General features: G+C 42.7%; 7 protein-coding genes. 3 read left to right on the forward strand and 4 right to left on the reverse strand.

All coding sequences use genetic code 11. The annotated features are described in order from the left end of the window. Positions 1-14: 14 nt before the first annotated feature. The 3 genes from DXB58_RS21105 (at position 15) to DXB58_RS21115 (ending at position 6462) form a co-directional block, all read left to right on the forward strand. Positions 15-1481: a glycoside hydrolase family 140 protein gene (locus DXB58_RS21105; RefSeq protein WP_122138169.1), complete on the forward strand. Its 1467-nt coding sequence runs from the start codon at positions 15-17 to the stop codon at positions 1479-1481. Positions 1482-1595: 114 nt separating this feature from the next. Then, entirely contained in the window at positions 1596-5462 is a 3867-nt protein-coding gene (locus DXB58_RS21110; protein ID WP_122138170.1) for a family 78 glycoside hydrolase catalytic domain, read from the forward strand. Positions 5463-5574: 112 nt separating this feature from the next. Beyond that, entirely contained in the window at positions 5575-6462 is an 888-nt protein-coding gene (locus DXB58_RS21115) for an SDR family NAD(P)-dependent oxidoreductase (RefSeq protein ID WP_122138171.1), read from the forward strand. 14 nt (positions 6463-6476) lie between these two features. Here DXB58_RS21115 and DXB58_RS21120 read toward each other — a convergent pair whose 3' ends face one another. The 4 genes from DXB58_RS21120 to DXB58_RS21135 all read right to left on the reverse strand — a co-directional run bounded on the left by DXB58_RS21120 (position 6477) and on the right by DXB58_RS21135 (position 17208). After that, positions 6477-7283, reverse strand: coding sequence for a patatin-like phospholipase family protein (locus DXB58_RS21120; RefSeq protein WP_122138172.1), 807 nt, complete (start codon positions 7281-7283; stop codon positions 6477-6479). A gap of 203 nt (positions 7284-7486) precedes the next feature. Continuing rightward, a complete protein-coding gene (locus tag DXB58_RS28480; RefSeq protein ID WP_122138183.1) occupies positions 7487-10747 on the reverse strand; it encodes a DUF3826 domain-containing protein in 3261 nt (1086 codons plus the stop codon). Positions 10748-10947: 200 nt separating this feature from the next. Further along, complete coding sequence (locus tag DXB58_RS21130) at positions 10948-13770, reverse strand: glycoside hydrolase family 78 protein (protein WP_158571578.1); 2823 nt, start codon at positions 13768-13770, stop codon at positions 10948-10950. 117 nt (positions 13771-13887) lie between these two features. Continuing rightward, on the reverse strand, positions 13888-17208 hold the full coding sequence (locus DXB58_RS21135; RefSeq protein ID WP_122138174.1) for a glycosyl hydrolase family 65 protein: 3321 nt from the start codon (positions 17206-17208) through the stop codon (positions 13888-13890). Positions 17209-17227: the final 19 nt, after the last annotated feature.

Here is a 17227-nt window from a genome sequence, read left to right on the forward strand (position 1 = left end):
AACGATAAAATACAATGAGAAAATTCAAGATTCTTCCTCTCTTATTGCTGTTGCTAACTTTAGTTATCCCGGCAGCGGCACAGAAGAAAACGCAAAAGACGTACATTCCCTGGAACAACGGAAAGCTTGTAGTTTCCGAAGAGGGACGTTACCTGAAACATGAAAACGGTGCTCCTTTCTTTTGGTTAGGCGAAACGGGATGGTTATTACCCGAACGCCTGAACCGGGATGAAGCCGAATATTATCTGGAACAATGTATACGCCGCGGATATAATGTGATTCAGGTTCAAACATTGAATAATGTTCCGTCTATGAATATCTACGGACAGTATTCGATGATTGACGGATATAACTTCAAAAACATCAATCAAAAAGGTGTATACGGTTATTGGGATCACATGGATTATATTATCCGTACAGCAGCAAAGAAGGGTTTGTATATTGGTATGGTCTGTATTTGGGGAAGTCCTGTGAACCGGGGTGAGATGACTGTTGACCAGGCAAAAGCATACGGTAAGTTTCTGGCAGAACGTTATAAGGACGAACCGAACATTATCTGGTTTATCGGCGGAGACATCCGCGGCGATGTGAAAACCGCTGAATGGGAAGCTCTGGCCACTTCTATCAAAGCTATCGACAAAAACCACCTGATGACATTCCATCCACGTGGAAGAACAACTTCTGCTACTTGGTTTAACAATGCTTCCTGGTTGGATTTCAACATGTTTCAAAGCGGACACCGCCGCTACGGACAACGTTTCGGAGACGGTGATTATCCTATCGAAGAAAATACGGAAGAAGATAACTGGCGTTTCGTAGAGCGTAGCTTGGCCATGAAGCCTATGAAACCCGTGATTGACGGTGAACCTATTTACGAAGAAATTCCTCATGGCTTGCATGATGAGAATGAATTGCTCTGGAAAGACTATGATGTACGCCGGTATGCTTACTGGTCGGTATTTGCCGGTTCTTTCGGACATACATACGGTCATAATTCTATCATGCAATTTATCAAACCGGGTGTAGGTGGTGCTTATGGCGCTAAAAAGCCTTGGTATGAAGCACTGGATGATCCGGGTTACAATCAAATGAAGTATCTGAAAAACCTGATGCTAACTTTCCCGTTCTTCGAACGCATACCCGATCAATCTGTCATCGTAGGACAGAATGGAGAACGCTATGACCGCGCCATCGCTACCCGTGGTAATGATTATCTGATGGTGTACAACTACACCGGACGTCCAATGGAAGTTGATTTCAATAAAATTAGCGGTGCGAAAAAGAATGCCTGGTGGTACACTACGAAAGATGGTAAACTGGAATACATCGGAGAATTTGATAACGGAGTGCACAAATTTCAACATGACAGTGGTTATTGCAGTGGAAACGATCATATCCTGATTGTAGTGGACAGTAGTAAAAACTATATGGAGAAGGACTGGACAGAGTTACCGGATGCACAACAAAAATGGAATAAATAATTATATTATGAGGCACGGATTACACGGATTTCACGGTTGCTTTGCGCAATCATATTTCTAAAAACCGTGAAATCCGTGTAATCCGTGCCTAAATTTATAGATGAAAACCTACTTATGAATAAAAGAATATTTATATTATTCCTATTTTCCATTCTGCTCTTTACCGGGTCCATATACGCAGCCATAGGTATCACTGACCTGCGAACAGAACAGTTGAAAAATCCGGCAGGTATTGATGTGCGCCAACCTCGATTGAGTTGGCGCATCGAATCGAATGAACAGAATGTGATACAAACTGCGTATCACATCCTTGTTGCATCTACCCCGGAGCTATTGGAACAAGGAAAAGGGGATATCTGGGATTCAGGAAAGATTGAATCTGATGCTTCCCAATGGATCGCTTATCAGGGAAAAACGCTAAAGCGTAATGCTCCCTACTATTGGAAAGTGAAAATAGACACCAACAAGGGGACAACAGATTGGAGTACTCCGGCTTTCTGGACTACAGGACTGTTTAATGAAGCAGATTGGCAAGGGCAATGGATCGGTTTGGATAAAGCTGCTCCTGGAGACAGCGAAACACAATGGAGCCGCCTGGCAGCCCGCTATCTCCGCAAAGAATTTGCATTGAAGAAAGAAGTGAAACGTGCCACTGTGCACATTGCCGGAATGGGATTATATGAACTGTTTATCAACGGACAACGTATCGGCAATCAAGTTCTGGCTCCTGCTCCTACCGACTATCGGAAAACGATTCTGTACAACACCTATGATGTCACATCGTTGCTTCAAACAGAGAATGCTATTGGAGTAACTCTCGGAAATGGTCGTTTCTATACGATGCGCCAAAACTATAAACCGTATAAGATACCGACTTTCGGCTATCCTAAACTTCGGTTGAATCTGATCGTGGAATATGCAGATGGCAGCAAAGAAACGATTGCTACAAACCCCACCTGGAAATTGACTACTGACGGTCCTATTCGTAGCAATAATGAATACGATGGTGAAGAGTACGACGCCCGTAAAGAGTTAGGAAACTGGACTCAAACCGGGTATGATGATAAAAGCTGGATGCCGGCACAACGTGTAAGCATTCCTTCGGGAACATTGCGTGCACAAATGATGCCGGGTATGAAAGTCACGGAAACGTTGAAACCTGTTTCCATTAAAAAGCTCGGCAATAAATATATCTTGGATATCGGTCAGAATATGGCAGGATGGGTACGTTTCCGAGTTAAAGGACAGGCTGGTGACAGCATCCGCCTCCGTTTCGCAGAAAGTCTGCAAAGCAATGGTGAACTTTACACCAGAAATTTCAGGGATGCCCGTTCTACAGATGTATATGTTGTCAGTGGACGCAAAACAAAAGAGGCTACCTGGGCACCTCGTTTTATCTATCATGGATTTCGCTACGTAGAAGTTAGCGGTTATCCGAATGCAAAGGCTGAAGATTTCGTTGCCGAGGTAGTAGAAGATGAAATGGAACATACCGGAACTTTCAGCTGTTCTGACGAGACTCTGAATAAGATTATCCGTAATGCATTCTGGGGAATCCGGAGTAATTATAAAGGTATGCCGGTAGACTGTCCACAACGGAATGAACGCCAACCATGGTTGGGCGACCGTACCATGGGGTGTTGGGGAGAGAGTATGCTTTTCGATAATTATGCAATGTACACCAAATGGACGCGTGACATTCGCGAAGCACAACGGGAAGACGGCTGTATTCCTGATGTGGCCCCGGCATACTGGAATTATTACTCGGATAATGTGACCTGGCCTGCCGCTTTACCTATGGCCTGCGACATGCTTTTCACAAACTTTGGAGACAAACGTCCGATCGAGGAGAATTATCCGGCTATCAAAAAATGGGTATCTCATATCCGTGAATACTACATGACAGAGGAATATATCATCACCAAAGATAAATATGGTGACTGGTGCGTTCCACCCGAATCATTAGAGTTAATTCATAGTAAAGATCCTTCCCGCAAGACTGACGGAGATTTGATCGCCACCGCTTATTATCTAAAGGTGTTACAACTGATGCACCGCTTTGCAAGTCTGCAAGGGCTGAAAGCTGATGCAGAAGAATGGGAAGATCTGGAACATCGCATGAAAGATGCATTTAATGCTCGTTTTTTGCATGTAAAAGAAGGTACCTCTCCCGTACCGGGGCATGCCTTATATCCGGATAGTATTTTCTATGGCAACAACACGGTTACTGCCAATATTTTACCACTTGCCTTCGGACTGGTTCCTAAAAATCAGATCAATGCAGTAGCCCAAAATGCTGTAGCTTCTATTATTACGACCAACAAAGGACATATAAGTACCGGAGTAATCGGTGTACAATGGTTATTACGTGAATTAAGCCGCCGTGGACATGCCGATGTAGCTTATTTACTGGCTACCAATAAAACATATCCTTCCTGGGGATATATGGTTGAAAAAGGTGCTACCACTATTTGGGAGTTATGGAACGGTGATACGGCCAATCCTGAAATGAACAGCGGTAATCACGTGATGCTTTTAGGCGATTTATTACCCTGGTGCTTCAATAATCTGGCAGGTATTCGTGCAGACCGCTGGAAGTCCGGTTACAAACATATCGTTTTCCAACCGGCTTTTGAAATCCAGGCATTAAGTAATGTAGATGCATCATACATGAGTATCTACGGGAAAATAACCAGTCGGTGGGCAAAGACTCCTACTCACCTGGAATGGGACATCGAGCTTCCTGCCAATACAACAGGCGAAGTACATCTACCAGATGGACGGAAGGAAAAGATCGGATCAGGAAAATATCACTTCAGTGTAGACATCCCCACCCGGAATACGGCTATTCTAAGTGATGAATTCCTGTACGAAAAAGCTTCTTTCCCCGAATGTCACGGAGCTACAATTGTAGAACTGAAGAACGGTGATCTCGTAGCCTCTTTCTTCGGAGGAACCAAAGAACGCAATCCGGATTGTTGCATCTGGGTATGTCGTAAGCCGAAAGGTTCCAAAGAATGGACTGCCCCCAAACTTGCCGCTGACGGTGTGTTCTCGCTCAAAGATTCACAAGCTGCATTGGCTGGAATCGATTCAACTTGCACACCTGTGAAAGATGAAAAAGGAAAACTTATTGCACGCAGAAAAGCTTGTTGGAATCCGGTTCTTTTCCAGATTCCCGGAGGTGACTTGATTTTATTCTATAAAATAGGTCTGAAAGTGAGTGATTGGACAGGATGGCTGGTTCGCTCACGTGACGGAGGAAAGACTTGGAGCAAACGTGAACCGCTTCCGGAAGGTTTTCTTGGACCTATTAAGAATAAGCCGGAATATATCAACGGACGTATCATCTGCCCTTCCAGCACGGAAGGAAGTAACGGATGGCGTGTCCACTTCGAGATTTCCGATGATAAAGGCAAGACCTGGAAGATGGTAGGTCCATTGGATGCCGAGTTATCCATCCCCACCCAAAACCGTAAAAAAGGTGGCATGAATGTGGACGATCAGGAAGGCGGAGAAGCGATTAAAGGAGAAGGATCCAAGCCTGTTTATGCGATACAACCTAGTATTCTGAAGCATAAAGACGGAAGATTACAGGTACTCTGCCGTACACGTAACGCACAAGTAGCAACTGCATGGAGCAGCGATAATGGTGATACGTGGAGTAAAGTAACACTGCTGGATGTTCCGAATAATAATTCCGGAACGGATGCTGTGACAATGAAAGACGGCAGACATATACTAATCTACAATAATTTCTCTACATTACCCGGAACTCCGAAAGGTCCGCGTACTCCGCTTTGTGTGGGCATATCAGAAGATGGAATCACCTGGAAGCCTGTTCTTACATTGGAAGACAGTCCGATCAGCCAGTATTCTTATCCCAGTATTATCCAGGGAAAAGACGGGAAACTGCATGCCATTTACACTTGGCGTCGCCAACGAATTAAATATGCAGAGATAGATCCGGCGAAGTTTTAAATTGAACCGTCATCTGAATAAAATCGACCGCTCCTTTGTCCCCAAAAGAGCGGTCGATTCTTTGTATTTATCCATTTTATATTTTACATTTGCCAATAAATAAAAAAGAACGATGGCAGATAATTATATAGAAAGACAACAGGAACAATATGAAGCCAGAAAGGCTGCTTGGAAACAAGCACAGAAATATGGCAAGAAGAAATCTACAACAGTTCATCCGGCTGAATCGGCTTCGTGTACTCCAACGACCTCAAAGTCAGATACCTCCAAAAGAAGAGTATTTATAACAGGAGGAGCGGAAGGAATAGGCAAGGCAATAGTAGAAGCTTTTTGCCTGTCCGGCAATCAAGTCGCTTTTTGTGATATAAATGAAACAGCGGGACAAGAGACTGCAAAAGCAACCGGAGCTATATTCCATAAAGTCGATGTCAGCGATAAGGATGCACTTGAAAGTTGCATGCAACGTATTCTTTCCGAATGGAATGATATTGATATTATTATCAACAACGTCGGTATCAGTCAATTTTCTTCTATCACCGAAACGAGCGTAGAGGATTTCGACAAAATTCTTTCTATCAACCTACGCCCTGTATTTATCACCTCCCGCCTGCTTGCCATACATCGTAAAGAGCAGTCCTCTCCTAACCCATACGGTCGGATTATCAATATCTGCTCCACACGTTACCTGATGAGTGAACCGGGAAGTGAAGGTTATGCAGCTTCGAAAGGTGGTATCTATTCTTTAACTCATGCACTGGCCTTGTCGTTATCCGAATGGAATATCACTGTCAACTCTATTGCTCCGGGATGGATACAAACTCATGATTATGACCAACTCCGGCCGGAAGATCATTCACAACATCCTTCGCGACGGGTAGGCAAACCGGAAGATATTGCCCGTATGTGTTTGTTTCTCTGTGAAGAAAACAATGATTTCATCAATGGAGAAAATATCACGATTGACGGAGGAATGACGAAAAAGATGATTTATCTGGAGTAATTTAAAGTATCATATTATTCATTGTCGAGAAATTCTTTCAACACGCTTCGGGTAACTTCCACTCCTGTCTTCACTATCGAAGCTGCATGATGAAACTCCAACATATCATAGGTATCGCCGGACATCTGAATTAAGATATCCGGCTGACAACGCTCTATCTGGTAACGAGTGATTTGTTGCATCATCATTCTTGAAGATTCTGTCAATAGATTATAAGGAGATATTTTCTTTTTCTTTCCGGAATCGAGGGGTGCATTCACATCGACAGCTATCAGGATATCTCCTTCAATGCGTTTTACATGACTCAATGGAAGAGGATTCAGAATGCCTCCGTCAATCAAAACCATACCGTCTTTTCTCAACGGACGGAAAAGCATGGGGATAGAAATAGATGCACGGATAGCTTCATGTAAGCTCCCCCTGTCAAACCTCACTTCCTGATCGCGGACAATATCCGTAGCCATGGCTACATAAGGGACGGGCAAGTCTTCAATATTCATGTCCGGAATAATCTGTTTCAGTTCTTTGATAAAACGGTCACCTTTCACCAATCCATCCCGGCTTAAAGTAATATCCGCCAATTCCCACATCTTACGTTTATCCCAACTATATAGCCACTCCTTACATTCTTCCATCTTTCCTGAAGCATACATCGCCCCCACCATAGCTCCCATCGAGCTTCCTGCAATAGAGGTGATCTCAAAATTGTGACGGAGCAATTCTTCAATTACTCCTATATGCGCTATTCCACGTGCTCCTCCCATAGAAAGAACCAATGCTACTTTTTGCTTATCCATATCATGTCTATTTCTATTAGCCATCCACAAAATAACACATTTTCTGCGAAAAAGATGTTTAGTAATCGTGAAGAAAAAGTAATGACGTGCTTTTTGAGACGTAAAGCATAGCTTTAGAAGTGATAAAGCTATGCTTTGTCAGTTGCAAAGCATAGCTCTATTATGTTCTTCTTAGTTATCCCGGATTATACTCCGACAAATAGGAAGATTAAAGGTTTATCATCATTTTATTTCTTTCCTTGGGCCTTCTTTTCTTCCTTTCGCTTATTCACATAATCCTTGAACATCTGACGCCAGTTACGGCCGTGCTCATTGAAATACTGTTCGCATTTGGTTTTATAAATTTCGAAGATGGCAGAGATCTGCTTCATATTTTTATAGTCAATAGCCTGTTCGCGAGCCAGCTTCAACTGTTCCAGGACGTAAGCAGTTTCCTCCTCTGTCATATTAGGCACAATGGCCTGATAACCTTTCAAGGTAAAAGCAACTTTACCTACCGTATATTTATCGAGGATTTGTTCTATCTGTTCTTCAGTCAATACTCTGCGTAACTCTTTCATTAGTCTTTCATGTACTTCTTTCGGCATAGCAGAATCTGCAATCATTTCACGGTCGAGCTTGGAAAGCGGCTTGCCTGTAAGAGGATTGATACCCTCGGGAATTGTTGTATAGGGATGCTCATTGTGCCAGTCGCGAACTTTACGAAGATGGTTATAAATAGCTGTTGCCGCAAAACCTGCCTTTTTCTCATCATCCAATTTTAAAGAAGCTACCCAGTCCATGGCTTTCTTTTCAAGAGAAGCATCTGATTTTAAATCAGCAAAAGCCTTCTTGTCAAAATAGGCGGCTACCTTGTCAAATGATCGGATGGCACCTTCGGGAAGCAAAGCCCCTTTTTCTCCAAAACTATACATAGCAGATTCCGGTTCAATGGTAACTTTGCTTTCGTCCAGCATTTTTTTGTCCAACTTGAACACGTCTGCGAAGAAATCATAAACAGCATTCCGTTTGTTCGGACCAAAGTCATGTTTCTCCTTGGGGAGATGTACATTCGTTACTTTATCTTTCGCATTGTAGAATCCATAGATTCGTTGCAAATAAGGAAATTCAAGAGTAGGAACACTAGCCGTCCAGTCGCCACCATCAGATACAACGAGTTGTGGACGAGGGGCAAAAGTAGCAGCTAGTTCCGCATTACAGGTTCCTCCTGCAGAAAGTTGAATGGGCATTCCACTTTCACACGGACAGCCACCGTCAAAGTGAGAAGCAAGGCTCACCACGGGAGCAGAAGCGGCAAAACGATCATCTAATACACTCAATAAAACAGTATGAGTGCCCCCTCCTGAACCACCATTTGTACCAATGCGGCTAGTATCAATATCCTTACGGGAAGCAAGCATAGATTCAAGAATCAACAAGCCATTCATTGCCTGAATAGTGTGCGCTGCACTACTACGATGTGCCGCACTGCCAACTTGTAAAGCCGACTCTCCCCATCCGAACAAATCATAATCCACACAAATAGCTCCCATACGTGCTAAAGTGCCCATACGTTGTTGCTGGTCCTCACGATAACGTCCGCCACCAAAATGTCCATTAGGACAAATAATCAACGCATGTTTTCCTTTTGATTGAGGTGTATAGATAGAACCGCAAACATATAAGCCGGGAAGTGTTTCAAGTGCAAAATTCTGCACTGTATAGCCATCAAACTTACGTATCTTCGAAAGAATAGGTTTGGATTTAACACATTGAGCTAGTAAAGTATCGATACCCAAACGTTGACGCACTTCTTTTTTCAAAGAATCAACGCGAAGTTCAAAAGCTTGTCGATCTGCATAAAGAGTATTCAGATAAGCCAGCATTTTTTCTCCGTCTGCATCCGTACGACGTGGATATTCATACGCTTTCAGCTTATACATATTTCCTTTCTGTTTGACAAATTTATAATCAAAAGGCGCCAATACATTCGTCAGGGATTCTTCTACTGAATAGGGACGAATACGAAAGTCGGCATAAGACAACACTTTTCCTACCGTATCAATATCATATTTCAGGCGGACTCCGAAACGGTTTTGAATATCCGTCAGTACTTCATTCAAGGGACGGGCAAATTCCGTCTCGTATGTTTGTGTCTGCGCTTCAGCCGAAAGAGATGCGGCAAGAAGCACACCATTGACGATCACATCATCCATCGTGATACGCTCACAATTTTCGAAGATACATTTCTGTTTTCCTCCCTGAATATGAATATCACGCAAAACAATGTCAGATATCGGTGCTTCTTCCAAACCCACCATTTTGATCGGAGTTTTTACATCTGTCACAGTCATTCCACTGATATGTACGTTACGGAAGATCGGAGTACGTTCACTCTTTGGTTCCGCAGGCATTTTACTGTATTTCAAATTCAGCACGACTGCTTCCTGTTTAATATTACTCATAACAACGTTGCTAACGCGAATGTCTTCAACAACTCCTCCCCTTCCACGGGTTGATTTAATGCGGATTCCACGATCCGTTCCGTCAAATACGCAATTGGAAATAGTCACTTTACGCACACTTCCACTCATCTCACTGCCGATAACAACGCCTCCATGACCGGAAAGCATGGTACAGTTGGTTATGGTGATATTTTCGCAAGGCACTCCCAAACGACGGGCTTGGGCATCTCTTCCGGACTTGATTGTTATGCAATCGTCCCCCACTGATATATGGCAGTCACTGATATGCACATTGCGGCAGGATTCTGGATTAACTCCGTCTGTGTTTGGTGAAGGGGCATTATCAATAGTTATCCCCTTTATGGTTACATTATCGCAAAATTCAGGATTCACCGTCCAGAAAGGGGAATTGATAATTTTCACTCCTTCAATCTTTACTTTCTTACAACGAACGGGCTGGATAAACGGAGGACGGAAAAAGCGACGCTGCAACGTAGTTACATAATCCTTATTTGTTTCAGCATAAATCGCTGTCGTATCGTTTGCTGCATCCCACATCGGCTGATATTTATTTATATCACGCATGCCGTTATCTTTCAAATCAATCATGACACGAAAGAACTCCGTCCACCATTTCTTTCCCTGTCCGTCCAAAGTTCCTTCTCCTTTAATGGTAATATTCTCGGCATCTACCGCATAGATCAAAGGCTGGAAACTTTTCATCATCACTCCTTCATGACGAACCTCGACAAAAGGAAGGTAGTCATCGAAGTTGTCAGAAAAGAGCAAAGTAGCTCCGGCTTCCAACTCCAGTGTAATGTTGCTTTTCAGATGGATACTTCCTGTCAGGTAAGTCCCGGCAGGAAAGAAAAGAGTACCTCCGCCGCCACGGTTCAAACGATCAATCGTTGAATTGATTAGCTTTGTATTAAGAGCCTTACCATTTGCTTTTGCACCGGCTTTCAACATATCCACACGCTCGGCACGAAGAACTGTGGTTGCACAGAAGCAAAGAAAGACGAGAAGAGTTGTCCGTAAATTCATAATCGATATTATTAAATTATATTTCATCATTGTCTTCTAAAAAATCATGCTAATAGAATCTTTTTTTCTTCCCAATGTTTGAATACAATCATTGAGATGTTTTTTTCAAACATGCTATATGATTAAAATAAAGATACTGCATGACTTTTTCTATGAATACATTGTTTTTTTAATTCTACAAATATATGCAAAAGGTTCTTTCATTTTGCACAAACTAATTGATATGTTCCACTCTGTATCTCTTTGGGTTCTTTTTCTCCCGGAAGATAAACAACAGCCGTAGTATTCACCGGAACAGATATGTTTAAAGTGAAAGTTCCATTCTGGCTAGTCCAATCCACAACAATAGTACCATATAAAGTTTCATACGATGCTTTGACATATTTCAAATCTCCTACAGGCTGGGGAGCGATGATAAACTTTTGATAGGTAGTAGATGGACGAATACCGACCAGTGAATTAAAGAACCATTCATCAATCTGTCCCATCATAAAATGATTCCAGGAAGAACCTTGGCGGGGATCCCATTGCTCGGTTAAGGTTGTTGCACCGAATTTCAACAGGAAGCCATATCCGGGAGCTTCTTCGTGGTTGAACATCTTATAAATAAGTTCGTGCTGACCATTACGCGCCAGTGTCTGAATCAGATAGCGGTTACCCACATCACCGGTCGTTAAGCGATTGCCATGTGCTTCCACATCTTTAATCAGATTCATAAGTACTTTCTCATCCAACTTTGCATCCGGTTGATAACTGCCTTGTTCATCTGAATCCTGCGTCATCTGGAGGAATAACGGAAGTGCATTACTACATTGGCTCCCTGTACCATACTGTGCTGTCTCTTTATTGAGAAAACATTTATTAAATGCGGCAAGTATTTCATGTGCCAAAGAAGTATAATAATGAATGTCAAAGTCATTGCCAACCATTTTCGCAGCTTTTATTAAATACATTACTGTCATATAATAATGCGCGGTAGCCACCAGGGGAACCGGTGTATTCCTAGAGAATCCGGCACGAAAATCTCCATAATCATACCAATCTCCCAAGCCGAAAGAAAGAATACCCATCTCTGCACGAGTCTTCAGATAATCCACATAACGGCGCATATTCGGATAATATTTCTTAATCAACGAGTCATCTCCATACGTCTCATAGTACATAAATGGGAAAATAACCAGAGAACCACCCCATTCCGGAGATTCGGCAAAAGCATCCATACCCGGACCTTCAAAAACCACGTATTCCGGAGCAGTTGTCGGCATGGCACCGTTGGCATGTTGCGCATCTGCCATATTCTGCATAATCTGCGGAGCATAAGCTGTCAAATCATAGTTGTATAATAACCCAGGACCATTCAGATGCACCTGTTCCAACCAGCCTAGTTTTTCACGATGCGGACAATCTGTAAACACAGACTGCATATTGCTACGCACTGCTTTTTCGATCAATCGATGGGCAGCATTAAATATTCGGTTGGATGATTCGAAAGTGGAAACTTTCTTAGCTGAATTAAATACGAAACAGGATTGAATATTCTTCAACACAGGCAACTTCTGCGGATTCTTTTGTCCTTTTAAGACAGCCCCCTCGACTTGAATATATCTAAAACCGTAATAAGAGAAACGAGGATGCCAAGTTTCGTCACCTTCACCTTTCAGTGTATATTCATAATAGTGTTGACGTCCCGTTTGTCGCTGATTACAGGCACCTTCATCCGTCAATGCTTCGGCTACGAGCAGAGTCACTTTCTGTCCACGTTTGCCACGTACTGTTATTTCCGGAAAGCCAGCCAGATTTTGCCCCATATCCAACACGAAAGCAGAAGGATCGACAGTTCTTTTAGTCGATTTAGAAGCTGAAGCAACCTGTTCTGCATTTAGTTTGGTTACCTTTTGAATATCATATCGTTCCATGATTTTCACCGGAGGCGCCATCTGTGGACGTAGTATTCCTTTAGGAGCTTCCTGTATAACTACCGGACGCCAATGACTATCATCAAAGCCAACCTGATTCCATCCTTTTTGCTCACGACGAGCATCGTAATCCTCACCTCCATATATGCAATTGAAAGTTACCGGACTAAAATCATATTTCCAGTCATTGTCAGAACGGAGTGTTGTAGATGTTCCGTCTTCGTAATTAATAACCAGTTCAAATAAAAGTGTAGGAGGACCAAAACTTATCTGTAATTTGCGATAACGTCCTCCCTGCACATTATAGAATCCATTCCCCAATAAGATTCCCACGGCATTCTCACCATGCCGCAATTGTTCCGTTACATCATACGTGTTATAGTAAACAGTTTTATCATAATCACTCCACAGCGGAGCAAATTCACTGTTGCCTACTTTCTTGCCATTCAAAGAGAATTCATAGAATCCCAAACCACAAACGTATGCGGTTGCTTCTACTATTTTCTTGCTCGATTGACGGTTTGTATTCCCTTCTGTCCTATCTCCCACCTGGAATGTTCTTCGCAAACAAATACTTTTCTTTGCTAAAGTGTCCACTGCTTCCCAAGCTGCCTTTACCTCCGGTTTCTTCAACTCTCCACCATGAAACTTGCGTCCTTCCGGTAAATGAGCATTCTGACGAGTGATAGCTCCAATCCATTTTCCTTCGGAAAGTCTTGAAGAAGCAGAGCGAAACTTTGCTTCACGACTCCATTCAGAGGGTGCATCTGTCTCATCCCAAACACGAACCCGCCAACTATAATTAAATTGATTATCAGGCCGTATATCTGCCCCCTCTATAGAAACCAGCTGGCTCTGCGTAGAATAGACTTTTCCACTATTCCAAACGGAACGTCCTGTAAAAGCTTCCCGGATGTCAATCTCATAAGCTGATTGTCGCGTTCCATTTTCCGGCGATTCCATCACCCATCCCAAGCGAGGTGAACCTTCGACCACTACCAGCCCTTCCTGCATTTCACAGGTAAGGCGGCTGATCGTTATATTCTTTGCCTGTACAATACAGGGGAGACAAAACAGTATTAAAAGAAAATAATTTCTAAAATTCATCTTTCATATATCTTTATTTGTTTGATAAATGAGAAATTAGGCACGGATTTCACGGTTCTTAGAAATATGATTGCGTAAAGCAACAGCGTAATCCGTGTAATCCGTGCCTAAAATTTATCATTCAAGAACATCTTCACAAACGATTCTTGTCAATGTATCTGCATGACCGACTTCTTTACCATCCACAAAAATGCGTAAGCCTTTTCCGCAATGATAGCGATCACCATTCTTATCCCAAAGAATCGTCAGATTATGACCGTGATATAATACATTATCCAGGCAGAACCAATCCCACTTGTCGGCAGGAATTAAAGGATTCACTTCAATAGTATTATCCAAACGCGGACGAAGTCCGATCAGTCCTGTAATTATCAAGTCGTTGAAAGTGGAATGGTTATAGTAACGGCTGCGCTCCTGATCCCCTTTCAACCAATAACCGGTCACCTCATCCAAATATTCGCCAATGTAAGGACGACCACGATGATATTGTGACTCCACATACAATTCCATCTGACGGAAATATACACTGTCAGACAATACGGTCTGCGGATAATTATTCATAAAGTTAGCCATTGCTGTCAATGTCTGTGCAGAAGCAAACGGCCAGATAGCTCCGTCCCACTCACACTTACCCACCCCACGTGTACGGAATTCCGGATGACGACGTTCTGCAGTAGTTAATCCGTAAGGAGCAGAGAAACCTTTTTCATCCAGAATCTCTTTCCAGGCAACTTCATATTTCTTTGTCGTATCCGGCAGGTTGAAATACCAGGGAATATATCCGATTGCTTCACGGACATTTGCTGAAGAGTCTGTACGCATCGTTTCAAAAAACTGGTGACGGGTATTCCACAACTCATTTTCTACCAGATTTCTCAACGTGTCTGCTCTCATACCATATTTCATAGCCATTCCTTCATCACCGGAAAGAATTCCCATACATGAAAGTGCTTTGGCATTGCCATACATATAACTATTGATTGTCGGGCGGGCATATTTTTTCTTCCGTCCACCACTGATAGATTCTTCCATTCCATCCTGTACATCCCCCTGCCAGTACAATCCATTCTTCAAACGATTCGTACGTTCCCAACGTTGATATTCAGTTTCCAGATCTTTTTTCATATCCTGCATAAAATCTTTATCCCCATCTACCATATAACGGGCCAATACAGCATCCGCATTCCATGAGCTGAACTTATCCATTTTCTTCATCGGACCGCCGTCATTGCCACGATACCATGTATGAATAATCTGATCCAGATATTTCGGGTCACGCAACCAACGGCTCTCATAAATATGATGTCCGATCGCACAAGCGATCAGGTTATATTTATCAGAATAGGAACGCTGAACGAGGAACTCCGTCATACCATATCCCACAGGAGTTTCTTTGATATGCTTACGCAATGACCACCAACGATAATAATACATCTCTTCAAAGTTATGTTGCGGGCATTCAAACAAAGGAATATTTTCCTCCATCCATTCCGAGGCTTTTGCATTAGGAATTGCCTGAACGATGTTCTCATCTTCCATGTGGTTGAAATAGTCTGCATAATGACTGAAATCAGCATACTTTAAAAAAGCAGAAGATGCATCTTTATCCGTAGAAGATGTTTTCACATTGGCAATACCATATCCTGCCAATGAATCTTGTGCACCTGCATTTGGCAGATCATAAGTCTGATCGGCAGGAGTATCTACAGTCGGGAATGTACGAGGTACACCGGTACGGAATACGATCCGTTCAACAGCAGCCACAGGTGCGTAGAACATACGCAGTCCTACTCTTTTACCATCTACATATACTTGAATATTACGATCGGCAGTTGAAAGAACTGCTTCCACGTGATAAACCTTTCCTGCTTCATATTTCATCATATTTGCAAACCGAGAGCCACCTTTCATTCGGAAAATTCCATCATCAGTAAGTTCCATACGGGAACATGCTATTCCATTCTCATCCAGGAATTCAATCTGAAGGGTACCTTTATCATTTTGCCCGGCTTTCAAATCGAATGATACTTTCAACTCTTTAGAAGCCGGTATTTTACGTTCCACTTTAGCATAATCAAACGGATCTTTATCTTGCAGTTTCAGCCATTGACCTTCCAGAGAAACCGGAGCCCAAACCGGAGAATAAATATTCCAGTCAGTCAGTTCTGCAATTGATTTATTGTTTGAGAAATCATCGTCCGCATGTGCTGAAGCATTTATCTCTACCGGAACAGGAATGCGGGAAATCCACATATCTTCCTTATTCACACTGTAAGAAACCCATAAATCACCATCTGCAGGTATTCCATTACCCTCCTGAATACCACGTGGATATTGGGGACCGTATGATTTATAATTTCCTCCATAGCGCATTGGAGTGATTTCACCATGCACCAAATTTAATGTCGTATATTCCAACCCATCTTTACTCAAAGAGATAGCTAGCGGCCAACGAAATTCCGACGGATTATATACGGTAGCATACGTTCCGTCACTTAGACGTTGTCCCCAGATTTTTGCATTGCTATTTACGAAGCCTTTTGCACGAAGCACCGGTTCTGCCCAGGTATGTCCGCCATCCTCACTGATAGAAGTAAGCGCATGTTTCCAAAGACTGGCAATACGTCCATCCGGCAATGTATAACAATTGAATGCTTTGTATCCTTTCTTCAACGGAATGAGAGGATCTTCACGGTCGGCTTCTTCCACCCACTGCATCATATACAGCGGATTATCGAGAATTTCCTGGCAAGCTTTCACAAACTCACGATCCTTACTTTTCTTAAAATACGGATAATCGGTATTCTTTTCATTAAATCCATGATTATAATAAATGAAATAAATCGGTCCGAAAGAACCGTCTTTTTTTATTTCACGAACTACGCGGCCAATACCGTTTCCATCATTGGGGTCATCCTTTTTGTCCAAAGCAACTCCATAATTCCCCATTGTAATCAGTTTGCCGGATTTAGAGACATAGAATCCAACACGTTGGTGCATGATGGCAATCAGATCTTTGGCCTGCACACCCGGACGAGATTCTTTGGTATATCCATCGAGCACTTTATAAGGAGGGAATACAATTTCCGGATTCGTCCAGTGATATCCATCCTTCGAAGTCATCAGAAAAGTCTGTGAAGGCGGTATGTGTTCATCAGAAGGGTCTGCCAGGTACTGATAGAAAAACTGGCCATTCCAATAAGCGAGCATCGGCTGGTGATTATAAGTCCATCCATTGCCGTTCGAAGCATCCGGATGTTCGCGATTGGCACGTACCAATTGAATATTATGCACTCCGACTACCGGAGACAGTTGCCCGTCGTGATAAGCAGGATTTGATAATTCTTTTCCTGTATAATGGATTCTATCTTGTGCAAAGGCTGTAGTAGTCAACCATCCGGCAGCCAGTACAAAAAGAATTTTAGCAGAGTTGTTCATGATTTATTTCTGATTTTAA

Origin of the sequence: Bacteroides sp. OM05-10AA, assembly GCF_003439055.1 — a bacterium.
Lineage (GTDB): Bacteria > Bacteroidota > Bacteroidia > Bacteroidales > Bacteroidaceae > Bacteroides > Bacteroides intestinigallinarum.

Coding starts and splice junctions, on each gene's coding strand:
- DXB58_RS21105 (WP_122138169.1), top strand. CDS start 15: ATGAGAAAATTCAAGATTCTTCCTCTCTTATTGCTGTTGCTAACTTTA.
- DXB58_RS21110 (WP_122138170.1), top strand. CDS start 1,596: ATGAATAAAAGAATATTTATATTATTCCTATTTTCCATTCTGCTCTTT.
- DXB58_RS21115 (WP_122138171.1), top strand. CDS start 5,575: ATGGCAGATAATTATATAGAAAGACAACAGGAACAATATGAAGCCAGA.
- DXB58_RS21120 (WP_122138172.1), bottom strand. CDS start 7,283: ATGGCTAATAGAAATAGACATGATATGGATAAGCAAAAAGTAGCATTG.
- DXB58_RS28480 (WP_122138183.1), bottom strand. CDS start 10,747: ATGAATTTACGGACAACTCTTCTCGTCTTTCTTTGCTTCTGTGCAACC.
- DXB58_RS21130 (WP_158571578.1), bottom strand. CDS start 13,770: ATGAATTTTAGAAATTATTTTCTTTTAATACTGTTTTGTCTCCCCTGT.
- DXB58_RS21135 (WP_122138174.1), bottom strand. CDS start 17,208: ATGAACAACTCTGCTAAAATTCTTTTTGTACTGGCTGCCGGATGGTTG.